Below are 13,675 nucleotides of genomic sequence, written 5' to 3'. Positions count from 1 at the left end.
CTTAATCCAGTCTTTTGAGAGATTTCTGCTCACAGAGCGCAAAACCGGCGCCCGCGAAGAACCGCGCCACACGCGGGTCGTTCAAATTGGACAGCCCGGCGGCCGCGCAGCCCTCTGCCCGCGCCCAAGCCTCATAAGCACTGAGCAGGCCCCGTGATCCGCGCCCCCGATGCTGCGGATCCACCCAGAACACCAGTTCCTGGGCAATGCGCATTGGCGCCAGCGGCGAGATCGAGGTCGCGGCCGCCAGAACACCGCGCAGCGCGCCGTCGACCTCAAGCACCAGGCACAGCTTGCGCGGATCCTCGATGTAATCCTGCACGCTGCGCGCCGCATGGGCCGCATCAAAAGCAAAGGGAATGCCGGAGGCTGCATGGAAAGCGCGGCAGAGACCCAGAACCGCAAAACGCTCATCGCCCCGCGCGGCGCGGATTACACCCTGCCCCATCAACTGTCCGCCGCATCGCGCACCGTGCCGCGCCGTCCCCAAAAGATCACCAGATCGCCGCAGCTGGTCACATCGCGGTAAAACTCATCGCCCGCAGCCCGCGCGATCTGGCTTTCATGGCTGCGCAGATCCGGATTGCCCCGCGTCAGCTCCTGCGCGCTCGACACACATTTGATCGCGATACTGCCCTCGCCGCCTTCAGCAGGCGTTTCCACCGGCGCGCCGTCAATAAAGCCCACAAAGCGCGAGGTCGCCGGCTCCACCATCTGCATGGTCTCGGGATCAAATTCCCCGCGGTAGATTTCCACCTTGGCCTGGCGGATGTCATAGACCCGCAGCAATTCGTTGATCCGATCGTCCAACTGGGAGAAGGTCACCTCGATCTCTTGCACTGTCAGGTTCGAGACCATCGGAATCGGATCCACCGCAATCAAAGAGCCCACCCCTTTGAAGTCATAAGAGACCACCAGACCCGTATCCGCATCGATCACTTGGGCCGAGACATCGCCCAGATCAGACCAGAACCCTTCGGTGATCGGTGCACCCGTGGCGCGCACCCGCCCCGTGATCCGCATAAAATCGCGCACCACAAGGGTTTGCGCCTCAAGCAAAGCCTGAGTGCTGACAGGAATACTCCGCATGGAAGTCCCTCCTAATGTTAGAGTTTTACAAGATTTGGATGGCCGTGAAGCTGAGCGACGAGGTGCGCCCCTCCGCCAGGGACGGCGCGCCCTGACCAGGCTCGAGGATCATCTCACAGGCGGCGCGATTAACGGTGACCGCAGCGCCAATTTCCGCGCCCGGGCGCAACGCAGGGCGCAGTTTGAACTTTTTAGAGGCCCCGGGCGTCACGATCTTGCCCGCCTCCACTATCATATGCAGCGCGCGGCTTGGGCGCGGCCCATACTCAAACCCGATGTAATCCCCCGGGCGCAGATCCAACCCGCCATCAGCTGCGGTCAGCTGGATGCTGAAGGCATCTTCAGAATAGAGATTTGAGATCGACAGAGCACCGCCATAGCCCCCCGGATGGGCGATCGGAAACGGCCGGCGCAGATCATGGGCCAAGAATGAACGTGCCGATCCGTTGAGCGAGATCAACGCCGCCTCGATCGCAGCTGCATCCGCAATGCGCGCCGGTGCCGTGGTATAGCTGGCCCGCCACAGGGCCGAGCCCAGATCTTTGGCTTGCGTCACCCCGCCCGCCGTGCGGCTCAATTCCTGACGGAACAACGGCCAGAAGGTGGTGGTCTTAATGGTGCAGAGATCAAACAGATCAGACCGCGGATCCGCCATTACAACTTCCTTCCCGATTGTGCCTTCAGGACCGCCTGTTGCACCTTGCCGTTAAACTGCGCCGCATCCGCCCGCATCCGTTGATCCAACTCTTGCACCGCCTGCACCGAAGCCCCCCGCGCATCAATATTGGGCGCATAGCTAAAGCGCATACCGCCCCCGCCCATGCTGCCGATCTTATTGTTGGGAATGACCTGCGCCCCCATCGGCAGGTTGACTAATTCGGGGCCCCGCTCCCCCACCCAAGACAGACCACCGCGCCAATTGTCTGTGCCAAGGGCGTTGTTCCCGATCAGACTGCCGGAGAACCAGTCATCCCCCCCTAAGATCTTGGAAATCCCACGCACGGCGAGGATTTTGACAATCTCCAGACCAAAGCCCACCAAGGCGTCCCGCCCGGTCTCGATCTGGCTGATCAGGTTGCCAAAGGCCCCATTGAGATCCTCCGCCATGGTACTGCCGGCTTTGCCCGCATCGTCCAGCGTGTCTTTGACGGATTTCACGCCAGCGGCGGCCGCACCCGCCAGCTTGGGCGTTTCCCCAAAGGCCTCATTGATCTGTTTGGCGCGCAGAATGTACTCCTCATCCGTAATCACGCCTTCCTGCTTGGCTTTGGTCAACAACTGCATCGCCGCTGCCAGCTGCTTGGCTTTGGAGGCCGCCGGATCAATGGTAGCAATCAACTTTTGCAAATCCGTGTTTAATTTGGAAACGCCAAGCGGATCATCCCCGCCACCGCCACTGCCACCGCCATTATCAGCCCCCGCCGGGCGCGTGCCGCGTGCGGGATATTGGCTCATTTCAAAACCCTGCATCACCTTTTGCAGCCGTTCAAGATCAGCTTGCCGATCCGCAATCATCTGACTGTACACCTCAGCAGCAAGCGCCGCATCATCCTCCGCCTGCGCAACCTCATCATCCGCAAAGAGGTTGCCGGGCATCGCCTCGCGCCGCATTTTGGCTTGCTGCACCGCGCGATCCGTCTCAGCGCGCGCAAGTTCATATTCAGCCTGAGCCGCCGTGATCGCCGCGCGCGCTTGTGAGATATGAGTTGCGATCAATTCGCGCCCGGATGCCACAGCATCGCCGTTGGCAGTGTCGACAGTTTCCAATGCTGCAAGCAATTCCTTTTCAGCCGTTGTTGCCTCATCCGCCGCCGTGGCATTCTCCCCCAGCCGCGTGGACAAAAGAAATACGCCGCCCGCGACGGCCGCCACCGCCAACCCAATAGGCCCGTTGAAGAACGCCATGGCTGCCCCGAGCGCAATCATTGCCGCCCCCGCAATCTCCGCATGATCAATCAACGCCACCAGCCCCCGAGACAGGGCCGCAACACCCCGCGCAATGGTTGTGCCAAACACCGCCGCCGCCTCGATAAAGGCCGGGTCCAGAATAGCCCTGGCCAATTCCCCAAAAGCCTCCACCAGCATGGACACCGCCGCTTGCAACGGACCGCCCGCCACACTGGCGGCCTGGAAGTTCACCGCCAACTCCCGCAACACCGGCGCCAGCCCCACCGCCAGCTGGTTGCGCATCCCTTCAAAGACAAAACTCACCCGAGACAGCGCATCATTGGCCGCCTCAACCCCCGCCGCCATGTCGCCGGACATGCTAAGCCCGTATTTCTGCACCTCTGTGCGCGCCGCGCGAATGGCCCCCGAGCCTTGCAGCAAGGCCAGCGAGACCTCATTGGAGCGCACGCCAAATTCCCGCATCACCCCCGCCGCATCTTGGGCACTCATGCCCATGTCATTGATCCGATCGGCAATCGCCCCAAAGCGCGCATCCACATCCATATCCATCAAGGTGCGCGCATCGAGCCCGAGCATTTTCAAAGCCTTGGCCGCAGGCCCCGTGCCTTTGGTCGCGGCTTCCGCCAGGCGTTTGCCCATCATCTGCACCGCCCCGTTCATTTCCCCCACAGCGACACCCGCATCCGAGCCTGCAATCTGCAAGGCCCGCAGCCCGTCAATGGTGCCATCCACCGAGCGCGCCATTTTGGCCTGCGCATCCACCGCAGACAGCCCGCCTTTGGTCATCGCCACCATACCCGCCGACGCCGCCGCAAAAGCCGCCCCCGCCGCAACGCCGCTCACTTTGGCCGCCCGCGACAGGCTGCCCATCAAAGCCTTGGCCCGCCCGATCCCGCGCGCCAGATCCGACGTATCCGCCCCGATCGAGACGCCAAGTTTTCCGATGTTCTGATTTGCCATCAGGTCTCTTCCCTTAATTTACGCACATCCGCGAGTTGCGCGGGATCCCCGCCCCAGGCCAGAAACAACTGGTCCAGACCGATCTCTTGGTCTTGCAAGGATTGGGTTGGCTTTTTGCTGTGGGCTTGCAGCAGGCTCGCCAGATCCGGCAGCTTGCTTTGACGCGACAATGCCGCCACATGCCAGGCCAGCCAGACCCGCCCGTCCTGTTCGCTCAACAAGCGACGGCGCGCCCCTTCAAGGCGCACCACCAACTCGCGCGGGGTGAGGCGCCAGAACCCTTCGGGATCGAGCCCGAAGGCCACATAGACCCGCTGCAACTCCAGCCAGTCCCAGCCTTTGGACGCGCCCTCTACTTTCCCGGCGCGTCTGCCCCCGCATCACCGTCTGTCCTGTCGCCACCGTCCCCGTCCTCTTCCGGAAAGGCCGCCACAATGGCATCCGTCATGATCCGCTGGTGATCCCCGCGCAGCCCGTCAATCAGTCTGCCCGCGTCCTTAAGTGTGGCTTTGGGGCGCTCTTCCAGCATCAAAGCCCAGAAGATCAGGCGCAGATCTTTCATCCGCACCGTGTCCACCTCCTCAAAGCGCTCGAGAAACACATGGATTTGTTGATCCACAACCGCCTCCAACTCGCAGATGGCATTTGTGGACAGGGTCAGATTGATCTTTTCACCGTCAAATTCGGTCGTGATCTGACCGCGCAATTTGTTTCCCATGAGAGGGCCTTTCGAAGCTGTTTTGGGGATAAGTCGGAAGCGCTGCGCCCGATTAAGAGGCCGCCGTCAGGGTTGGAATGCCGGAGGGTTTCACCGTGAACTCGCCCGCCATTGTGGTGGTCGAGGGATCGCCGGGTTTCCAGCTTTGCGCAATACCGGAAAAATCCATCTTTACCCCATTCGGGAAAGTAATTCGGAAGTCGCCTTTGCCCGCAAGCATCGCCGCATACAGCGCATCCGTGGCCGACGCGTTATAGTTAAACGCAATGGTCGCAGGATCCGTATCGAGAAGGCCCGCGATGTACTCGCGCGCATCATCTTCGCTGTCCAGATGGGTCACATCGATGGTCTCCCGGGTCATCCCCGGCGAGGTAATCGTGGTGATTTCAAAACCGACTTTGGTGTAAGTGGTGGATCCCCCATCCACACCGTCGCCGATGGAAAAGGTCGCTTTCATGCCAATTGTGGCGCTTGTTACGGGCATAGCCGAACTCCAGTTTTAAAGGTTAAAGAGAAGGATCATTCGGCGTCACGCCGTAAGTGATCTCGTATTTCATCAAGCGGGTGCCAATCATCAACGCCCCCTGATTTTGGGCGATCTCTACCGACACCAGCCGCAGACTGCGGGCAAGACCAAACCCGCCCGCAGCACTCAGTATCTGCTCCACAGCCAGCTGCAGATCATCCAGCCCGTCCATCGGATCGCCGCCGCCCCGCGCCATCAGCACCACATCCAGGAAAAGCTGACGTGTGACCTCGCTGAGCGCGTCATGAGACAGAGCCTCGCCCGAGGCGAAGACATAAAGTGCGGGCAGTTTGTCCTCGGGAACCACCCAGCCAGTTGGGGCTGTCTCCAGCACCGTGACCGGCACAGACTCCACCGCGATGTCGGCCGCGCTCAACGCCACTTTGAAGCGATGCCGGATCTCTTTGGCTACCAAAGTGTCACTCATACAAGGACACCTCTTCCAGCTGGGCTGTCACCAGTGCATCCGAAGCCGGGCTGGCGCTCTCCTCACAAAACAAAAAGCGATAGATCTGCCCGTCTTGAGGATCGATCAGATCGCCCTCATTGAGATCCGCCAGCACCGAGCGTGGCGCGCGCAACACCGGCACAAGGGTTTCAATCTCAACCCCGTTGTGCCCATCGACGCGGCGCGGCACCTGGCGGAAGACCGCCACCACATCGCGCGCCTCTGCTGTGTCCGGATGCAAAGTCACGGTGCCGCCAAATGCGCGGGCCAGCGCAGCGGCGACACCAAGGAAAGGGCCTTGCATGGCTTAGCGCGCCGCCCCGTCCAGCAGGACAATGCCGGTGGCAGAGGGATCGGCCGCCGATTGCACCGCCACGCCGATCAGCTTGTTGGTGGAGACCACAGTCGTGCAAGCGCTGCCGTCAAAATAGATCTTGGCACCCACCGTCCAGGCTTGCGCCGACGTTTTGGGCAGCTCGAACACGCCCGTGCGCACCAGGGTAACGGTCTCGCCAATAGCCGCGTCACTTGTGGCAACGCCAAAGAGCGAACCCATCAGCACAGGATCACCTGCATCAGCGGCGGCCGCCGCAATGACGGAGATATTCGCGCCGGTTTGAATGAAGTTTTTCATAAGAGAAGTCCTTGTGTTCAGGTTGAAGGAAGGGAAGAACGCAAAAAGGCGCCCGATTGGGACGCCTCTTTGCAGGTTTAGGGTTTCGGCCTCAGCTGGCCGTCAGGCTTAACCGCGGCGATACGCGCCGCGGAACTCAACAGGCGTGGCCGCAAAGATATGGCGCGCCACCATGTTCACACCGTCGGGGTTCATCCCCTCTTTGGTCATCACAGTCGGGGCTTCATAGCCATCGAGGAAGGCATGCTCGAGCACCGGCATATCCGAGGCAAAGAGATACCAGCGGCTGTCCGACCCCCCCGCCGCCGCAGACAAGGACGCTTCCACAACCGGGCGCATGGTGCCGTTAAACGGATTGGTATCCGCCATTTTGGTGGGCGTGGATTGCGCCACAAACTGCCCTGCAACAGTTTCCAGCGCAGGGGGCACAAACAACAGATCCGGTGTCACAGAGATGAAGTCATCGGCATCTTTCGAGCCCGCAGGCCGCTGGTGATACATGGCCGCGCGCCCGTCCCCGACGGTGGTCACCGCAATGGCACCCGCGGCCCCGAGGTTTTTATGATCCGCATGGAACAACGCGATGCCATCCCCGACTTTGGCGTTGTCACGGATCGCGCCCCAGGCGATTTTGCTCTCCAGCACCCCCGCCGCGCGGGCAAAATCCCCCGGCAGACGTTCAAACACGCCCATGTCATCATTGATGATCGCCTCAAAGGTCAGGTTGATGTTGCGCCCGTATTTGGCCAGCCGCAGGCCCTGCCCCTCATCGGTGATGCTGGATTGCAGATATTCGCCGTTTTCACCCACAGGCTTCAGTTGGAAATCCCCGCCCGCCGCAATGGAATGCAATTCGCGGAAGTCCGTCGCCGTGCGCATGCGCGAGATCATCTGCCAGGTGGCCGCGCGGTGCTCATAAGCTGCGCGCAGGGTCCGGTTCATCACTTCCGTGGTGATATAGGCAAAATCCGACACGCCCAGGGCCCCCGACATCAGGGACGTGCCCCGCAGACCGGCGCGGACTGTCTCAATGTCATTAAAGCCGCGTCCCCCCGCCGCCAGATGCATGGCAAGGGATTTCACCCGCAGGCCTTTGAAGGCTTCCGCCGGACCTTCCAGAGCATGCATGCGCGGATTGGCGCGGTGCATCAGCGCCCCGATCATCCCTTCCACTTTTGTGTCAGTCTCATCGCGCAGGATATCCACCCGCGTGGTGCGCGGCTGTGCGGCCGCCGCTGCATTCATGATCACCTGATTGGCCTCGGCCACACTGGTGCCCTCGTCACACATACGATCGATCTCGGCTTCGCTGATGTGCGCGCTGAAGGGCTTGGCGTTCATCCGGATGGTTTTGATCCGCAGACGATCGGCCGCAACCGCATCGGCCTGCATGACAGGCTCGGCGACTGGTGCGGGCACAGCCGCAGGTGCAGGGGTTTGAACAGGCGCGGCCGCAACAACTGGGGTCGCAACAACAGGCGGGGTTACATTTTTATTTGGCATGGGATCTCCATTGGTTTCATTGGCCTCTTGGCCGGTTGTTTGGCTTTCACCAGCTTCGAGGCGTGGGTCATCTGCCGCCTCAAATTTCATCTGCGCTTCTCGAGCGCGGCTCATGGCAACGGTGATCGCCGCCAAAGCAGCCGTCCGATCGCCGGGAGATTGGGCTTTTTGCATTTCAGGCAAGCGGGTCACCGCATCGGCAAAGCCAGCTTCAACCGCCGCCTCCGCGCCCAGCATGGTTTCCGCCTTCATGATCGCGCGGGCCTCTTCCAAGCTGATGCCAGCACGGGCCGCGTAAACCGTGGCATAGGCATCGGCCATCACATCCAGTTCAGCGGCCGCCGCCGTCAACTCGGCTGCGTTGCCGCTGGCATAGACCGAAGGATCATGGATCAGCATCAAAGAGCCCGCAGACATTTCAATATGATCCGCTGACATGATCATCAGCGAGGCCGCCGAATGGGCATTGCCGGTGACTTTCACAGTGACTCTGCCAGGATGCGCCTCAAGGGCCGCGCGGATCGCTTCCCCTTCCGAGGGCATCCCGCCATCCGAGTTCACATAAAGCGTCACATCGCCGGGCGTCTCTGCCAGCGCGTCCAGCACCATTTGCGCAGAAAAAAAGCCCGTATCCTCGGGCCAAATATACTCGTCTTTTACAATTGTGCCGAACAGCCGAAGCTCTCCGGCTTTAAGTCTTAGGCTCATCAGGAACCTCCTTTGGAGTGGGTTTCGGTGGGGTTTCTTCGGGCGCAGGATCCCCCGCAACCGGTTCTTCCGGTTCAGGATAGCGCAGCTCATCTTCCGCCCGCTCGCGGGCAATCACATCCGGATCCAGCCCAAGGCGACGTTGTTCCCGCTGCAGACTGGTCAGCTTGCCGTCAATCCGTTTGATGATGCTTGGGATTTCTTTGTTGGGATCCACCAGCGCACGAGCTTGCGCCGTCCAATCGATCCCAACGGCTGCAACTGCCCGACTGTTTGTGAGCCGAAAGGCATCCAAAACCCAGCGCCCCACCCCTCTGCAGAACTGCGAGATCAGGACCTGCTGCTGCCAGGTCTCGATGTTCTTATCCATTTCCAACCGCCCCGCGCGGAACGAGGTAAAGTTGGTCCCCCGCAAATCCCCGGACAGGCTTTCATAGGTGATCCCGATGCCCATGGCGACCGCACTCAGCCCCAGGCGCATCACCCCGTCATAATCATTGACCGCAGGCGGATCCGTGAAGGTGACCTTCTGCCCCGCCTCTGTGTAAACAAACGCCCCGGGTGCGAGCTGATCGAGGCCCGATTGATCTTTGGGCACCCCATCGTCTCCCGCCTCAACCACGCCAGCTAACAAGGCTGATATCTTTTGCTTGAGGATCTGCGCCTCTTGATAGTCGCGCATTTCCCCAAGGGTCAGCATCACCGGGGCCAACCAGGGCACGCCGCGCATTTGGCCGGGGCGATCAATCCGCCGGATATGCAGCACATCGGCCGCCGGCACACGGGTGGTTTTGCGGGTGATCCGCCGCGTGGCCGCGCCCGGGTGCTGCGCATAAATGTGATAGGCCACCGCAATGCCCTGCTCATTCACTTCAATCCCGTCGCGCACCTCATTGGAGCCACAAGTTAGAACCGTGGTGTTGAGATGATCGATCTCCAGCAATTCGATCGCCAGTGGCACGGCACGCCCATCGCCCGGGGACAAGGTGCGGCGCAACACCAGCACTTCCCCGCTTTCAAACACACTGTTGCAGACCACCGTTTGCATCGCCGCCAGATCGAGCGCCCGCTGCGCATCAAAATCCGTTGATTGTAGATAGGGCAGGATCACCGCTTCCGCCGCGGCTTTGGCCTTTTTGCTTTTGGCCGTGATCGAAGGAGCAATGCCCGAGCCCACCACATTGTTGGTGACCACCGATTGGGCCCGTTTGGCAAACGGCGCATTGCGGATCATATCCCGCGCCCGTTGGCGGATGGTCCCCCGCAGACCGCTCGCCGCGTCCGCATCCGTGCCAGGCTTCAGCCAGCTTTTCAGCCGGCGGCCATTGCCGCCCGCGTCATAGTTCATCAGGATATTGGCTTTGGCCCGCGCTTCAATCCGGTTGAGACCCCGAAGCGGCGAGACCGCCAGAACCGCGCGGTCAAACATCGTGGCATTGGTGAAGTGTTTCATAAGTTACAGCCCCCGATCCGTGGCCGCATAGCGCACCGGAAAGGCAGGCTTTTTCGCTGTGGCCAAATCCGCCTCGATCAACCGCTGGATTTTCTGCAGTTCCGCCAGAGTGCGGTATTGCACCATCTCGCCCGCAATCATCGCTTGGGTTAAGCCGCCCGCAATCATTGCTTTGATCGCCCTAAGATCCGCATCCGTGTAAGTCGCCATAAGTCTCAATCCAAATAGGTTATCCGCCGCGGCGGTTTGCGCGGTCGCTCGGTTGCGTGAACGGGTGCTGCGGGTGGGATCTCGGAGCCAGACGGATCCGTGAGCGCCACCGCATAGGTGTTTTCCAGACCGCCGAGAGCCCAGGGTTTGGGATTGGTGGGGTCCAGTTTCAAAAGGCCTTTGTGCTCGGCCAGGGCTTGAGCATATCCGCTCAAATCGATGCTTTCATTGCGCGGCATATTGGGCCGTTTCACCCAACCTTTGTCGCTGCGCATCTCGGAGGTGAACTCTTTCAACTGATCATCCGACATCCACTGCCCGAGGATCAGCGCCCCCGCCCCGCCATCGGGACGCGACAGGCTGGCAAAGGTCGTATCCTTGTGTTTGTCGGTGGCAATATTCAGCAGCTTGATATCCCGCGCCGGCTTGCCATCACTGGCCCGCACCGGCGCGCGGTACCATTGCCGCCCTTCCACTTTGAAGCCGCCGTGCCCCCGTACAAAGAACCACTTCGAGGTCTCGCCCAGCTTGCGCCGTTTCTGCCAGAAGGCCGTGGCGCGATCAGATACCCCGGGCTTGCCGTGGAAGTCGCAGGCCAATGCCATCACCCGCAGCCCGTAGTCTTGGCCCTGAACCGGATGGACCGCGTCCAGGATTGGCAAGAGCGCATCCCAATCCTCAATATAGGTATGGGGCTCCAGCAACCGCCCCGCGGCCCCCGGTGCGCTTTCCGGGGCATCTTTGATCGGATAACGATCGATAATCGCGCGCCGGCCATCCAGACCAAAGGCCGTGATCTGCACCTCAAAATAATGCGCCTGCACATCCACCGAAGCGATCAGGAACCTTGCCCAGTCCGGTGCAATCTTCTGGGCAAGCGGCTGGCACAAAGCCCGCAGCCCCTCCACTGTCAGCGCCCCTTCATCGCTCATGGCGCGGGGCAAATAGGGCATCCCCTGATCTGTGTTGATCGTCACCTGCAGCGGGCTTTCATCGCCGCCGTTTTTGTAAGACTGGAGCGCGGTTTCATATTTGCTGACCAGACGGGCCCAGGAGGCGAAGCTCGCCGCCGCGCCATTGAGGTGATAACTCACCCGATCGGATTTGAGCACAGCGCCGCTGTCTAAACGGGCCAGCCCGCCCTCGGGGGTTTCGTGGAGCCAATAGCCTGAACGATTGAGCGCAATCTTCTGACTGTGCTCGATCACACAGCCATGATGCGGACAGAGCATATAAGCCGCCGCCCCCGCCTCAGCCGGAGACAGCGTCTTGTCATAGCGCAGCCGTTCAAATCGCGGCTCGAAGGCCGCGCCGCATTCCGGGCAATCCCAATACCAGCGGCCCCGCGTGCCGCCATTGTAGAGATCCAGGATCCCCGCACAGGGTGGTGCCTCATGAGGCGTCTTTGCCCGCCAGCCCGGATCGGTAATCACATGGCCGGGCGAGGCCTCCGCCACCGTCATGCCCCGCGATCCCAAAGTCTCTGTGCGCTTGGCCCCCATGGCAAAAGGCGAGCCCTCTTTGCCGATGTTCAGCGCCATCCGATCGATATCGGTAAACAGCACCACCCGCGTGGTATTGCCCGACAGGAAGTTCTTTGTGGGTGCGCCAATCAAGACTTTGGCCCCGCCGATGAACTTCTTGCTCAGGATATTGCGATCGGAGCGGCCGCGCCCTTGCCGCCTGGACAGTTCGGGACTGTTCTCGATCATCGGCATCAGCTCTTCATCAACCCATTGCGCGCCGCTGTTTTCTGTCATGTGCACAATCCGACAGATCCCCGGATCGCAGATGACAAGGTGGCTGACGGTTGCGAGCAACATCACGGTCTTGCCCGCCCGCGCAGGCCCCGCAAAGATCACCTCACGGTAAAGCCGCGAGTTGGTCATATCACTCGGCTCATTCATATACGGCGTGGTGTTGCGATCAAAATCCGCCCAGCGTCCGTTGGCGTTCACCTTCATATTGGCCTCGGCCGCGTCCACCACACCCATCCGCGTGGCGGGTGACAGGGACGGCAGCGCCTGGACCAGAACACTGGCGGCACTGGCATGAGGGGGCATCGGCGGCAGCTCGGGGATTTCCCCCGCCTGGCGATCGGGAAGCGTCACCATCACAAAAACCCGTCTTCCAGCGGATCATCCCCTTCAATCACAGAGGAAAGTGCCGCCTCTTTGATGGCATGCTGCACCGCGCGCAGGATCCCGTCGTTGTATTTGATCACCGCCGCAACCCCTTCCCCGCTCAGCGAGAACTCCCGCTCCAACCAATCGGGCAGACCATCGAGCCCCGCGCGCATTTCCGAGAAGACAGTGTCCAGCAGCTCGACCATTTCATCTGTGGGAACCAAAGCGCCCCGCTGTTTTGCCGCCTGCATCCAGACCAGCTCGGCCTGCGCCAGCTCGCGCATTTGCGCCGGCGTAAACCCCGCCCGCGCATCGTCTTTTTCAACGCCAAGGAATTCCATGCGGCGCTGTGCCACAAACTCATTGGCCGCCGCTTTCTCAGCCGCCGCTGCCTTCTGGGCCTCTTTGAACCATTGCTCGCACTCGGAGAACCGGAACTCATAGGCGACCCCATTGCCGCCTTCAGTCTCCACCGGCATGCCCTTGCCGACCCATTTGTTGATGGTGTTTTCCGAGACGTTAAAACACTGGGCAATCTGCCCGCGGTTCAGCAGAGGTTCAGGAGGTGCAGGTGTCATGATCGCCCTTTCCGTCAGGGCGTCTGCACAACAACAACACCAACCCTAATCTTCCCCTCAAAATTTTCCAAAACACACAAAAAGCACGGGGCGCGAATTACCCCCGTGACACCCGGGCCCCGGAAGGACCCAATGGCTTTAGCCCAATCTCACCGCGCGGTTTGAACAGCCAGCCGCAACCGACGCGCGATCGCAGGACCAATCTCTCTATCCGCCAGCCGATGGGCGCGCGGCACAAACTTCAGGCGCGGCCTGTAAGATACGCTGGCTTTATAGGCCACCAAGAGCTTCAGCCCTTTGGTGTTTGCCGCTGCACCGACACCCCCCCGCCCCCGCCGGGCGCCGCCTTTTGGCCGTTGATAAATCCCCGCCACACCCCGCACCTTGCCCGAGAAAGTATCGGGCCGGGCAAGCGCGCGTTTGACCGCATTCTTCGGCAGGTTGCCGTATTTGTTCACCCGCAACCCCACGGGCACCAGCACCGCCCGCTTCTTTGCGCGTCTCTTGCCGCCTGTCGCTTGGGTCGCCAGATAGTCTGCTTGGATGGGTTTAAACCGCACGATGCCTGTCAGTTTGCGCTTTGAAGCGCGCTCAATGCTGAGGCCGCGCTGAGTGAACGGCGTCGGGCGATCGAGATCCCGCCCCATGGTGGTCCGCTCGGCCGCCGCAATCTGCCCCGTCACATCATTGATCCCCAGCGCCACCGCAAAGGGCAGCTGGGTTTTGGCAAGGCTGTTCAGCCGGCGCTCTATGGCACGGGTATCAATGGACATCTGTAGCATGTGAGTTTTGATCCCCAGACACCGATACGCAC

The 13,675-nt window shown here is 61.1% G+C and carries 16 protein-coding genes; all 16 read right to left on the bottom strand.

All coding sequences use genetic code 11. The annotated features are described in order from the left end of the window. Nucleotide 1: 1 nt before the first annotated feature. The 16 genes from GGE09_RS09360 to GGE09_RS09285 all read right to left on the bottom strand — a co-directional run bounded on the left by GGE09_RS09360 (nt 2) and on the right by GGE09_RS09285 (nt 13,643). Entirely contained in the window at nt 2–448 is a 447-nt protein-coding gene (locus GGE09_RS09360; protein WP_309745849.1) for a GNAT family N-acetyltransferase, read from the bottom strand. Beyond that, nucleotides 448–1,089, bottom strand: a complete 642-nt coding sequence (locus tag GGE09_RS09355) for a hypothetical protein (RefSeq protein ID WP_309745848.1) — start codon at nt 1,087–1,089, stop codon at nt 448–450. The genes GGE09_RS09360 and GGE09_RS09355 overlap by 1 nt, the downstream gene beginning before the upstream one ends. 25 nt (nt 1,090–1,114) lie before the next feature. Continuing rightward, nucleotides 1,115–1,744: a hypothetical protein gene (locus GGE09_RS09350; RefSeq protein WP_309745847.1), complete on the bottom strand. Its 630-nt coding sequence runs from the start codon at nt 1,742–1,744 to the stop codon at nt 1,115–1,117. Continuing rightward, nucleotides 1,744–3,957: a hypothetical protein gene (locus tag GGE09_RS09345; protein WP_309745846.1), complete on the bottom strand. Its 2,214-nt coding sequence runs from the start codon at nt 3,955–3,957 to the stop codon at nt 1,744–1,746. Before GGE09_RS09345 ends, GGE09_RS09350 begins: the two co-directional genes overlap by 1 nt. Continuing rightward, entirely contained in the window at nt 3,957–4,277 is a 321-nt protein-coding gene (locus GGE09_RS09340; RefSeq protein ID WP_309745845.1) for a phage tail assembly chaperone, read from the bottom strand. The genes GGE09_RS09345 and GGE09_RS09340 overlap by 1 nt, the downstream gene beginning before the upstream one ends. Before the next feature lie 32 nt (nt 4,278–4,309). Further along, nucleotides 4,310–4,675, bottom strand: a complete 366-nt coding sequence (locus GGE09_RS09335; protein ID WP_309745844.1) for a GTA-gp10 family protein — start codon at nt 4,673–4,675, stop codon at nt 4,310–4,312. A gap of 52 nt (nt 4,676–4,727) precedes the next feature. Beyond that, a complete protein-coding gene (locus GGE09_RS09330) occupies nt 4,728–5,159 on the bottom strand; it encodes a phage tail tube protein (RefSeq protein ID WP_309745843.1) in 432 nt (143 codons plus the stop codon). A 22-nt stretch (nt 5,160–5,181) separates the two neighbouring features. Beyond that, nucleotides 5,182–5,628 (bottom strand): hypothetical protein, encoded by a 447-nt coding sequence (locus tag GGE09_RS09325; RefSeq protein ID WP_309745842.1) that lies wholly within the window; start codon nt 5,626–5,628, stop codon nt 5,182–5,184. After that, nucleotides 5,621–5,953 carry a hypothetical protein gene (locus GGE09_RS09320; RefSeq protein ID WP_309745841.1) on the bottom strand — a complete coding sequence of 111 codons (333 nt, stop codon included), beginning with the start codon at nt 5,951–5,953 and terminating at the stop codon, nt 5,621–5,623. Before GGE09_RS09320 ends, GGE09_RS09325 begins: the two co-directional genes overlap by 8 nt. A 3-nt stretch (nt 5,954–5,956) precedes the next feature. Further along, complete coding sequence (locus GGE09_RS09315) at nt 5,957–6,283, bottom strand: DUF2190 family protein (protein WP_309745840.1); 327 nt, start codon at nt 6,281–6,283, stop codon at nt 5,957–5,959. A gap of 108 nt (nt 6,284–6,391) precedes the next feature. Then, nucleotides 6,392–8,494: a head maturation protease, ClpP-related gene (locus tag GGE09_RS09310; RefSeq protein WP_309745839.1), complete on the bottom strand. Its 2,103-nt coding sequence runs from the start codon at nt 8,492–8,494 to the stop codon at nt 6,392–6,394. Continuing rightward, nucleotides 8,478–9,947 (bottom strand): phage portal protein, encoded by a 1,470-nt coding sequence (locus tag GGE09_RS09305; RefSeq protein WP_309745838.1) that lies wholly within the window; start codon nt 9,945–9,947, stop codon nt 8,478–8,480. The genes GGE09_RS09310 and GGE09_RS09305 overlap by 17 nt, the downstream gene beginning before the upstream one ends. A 3-nt stretch (nt 9,948–9,950) precedes the next feature. Beyond that, on the bottom strand, nt 9,951–10,157 hold the full coding sequence (locus GGE09_RS09300; protein ID WP_309745837.1) for a phage head-tail joining protein: 207 nt from the start codon (nt 10,155–10,157) through the stop codon (nt 9,951–9,953). A gap of 5 nt (nt 10,158–10,162) precedes the next feature. Further along, complete coding sequence (locus tag GGE09_RS09295; RefSeq protein WP_309745836.1) at nt 10,163–12,271, bottom strand: terminase gpA endonuclease subunit; 2,109 nt, start codon at nt 12,269–12,271, stop codon at nt 10,163–10,165. Then, nucleotides 12,271–12,861, bottom strand: a complete 591-nt coding sequence (locus GGE09_RS09290) for a terminase small subunit (RefSeq protein ID WP_309745835.1) — start codon at nt 12,859–12,861, stop codon at nt 12,271–12,273. Before GGE09_RS09290 ends, GGE09_RS09295 begins: the two co-directional genes overlap by 1 nt. Nucleotides 12,862–13,010: 149 nt before the next feature. Then, the gene (locus GGE09_RS09285; protein ID WP_309745834.1) at nt 13,011–13,643 is read right to left on the bottom strand and encodes a hypothetical protein; all 633 of its coding nucleotides are present in this window, start codon (nt 13,641–13,643) and stop codon (nt 13,011–13,013) included. Nucleotides 13,644–13,675: the final 32 nt, after the last annotated feature.

It is taken from the genome of Roseobacter sp. N2S (genome assembly GCF_031454055.1).
In the GTDB taxonomy this organism is placed as follows: domain Bacteria; phylum Pseudomonadota; class Alphaproteobacteria; order Rhodobacterales; family Rhodobacteraceae; genus Amylibacter.
Note: the sequence above shows the minus strand (reverse complement) of the source record. Positions and strands in the feature narration are given on the sequence as shown.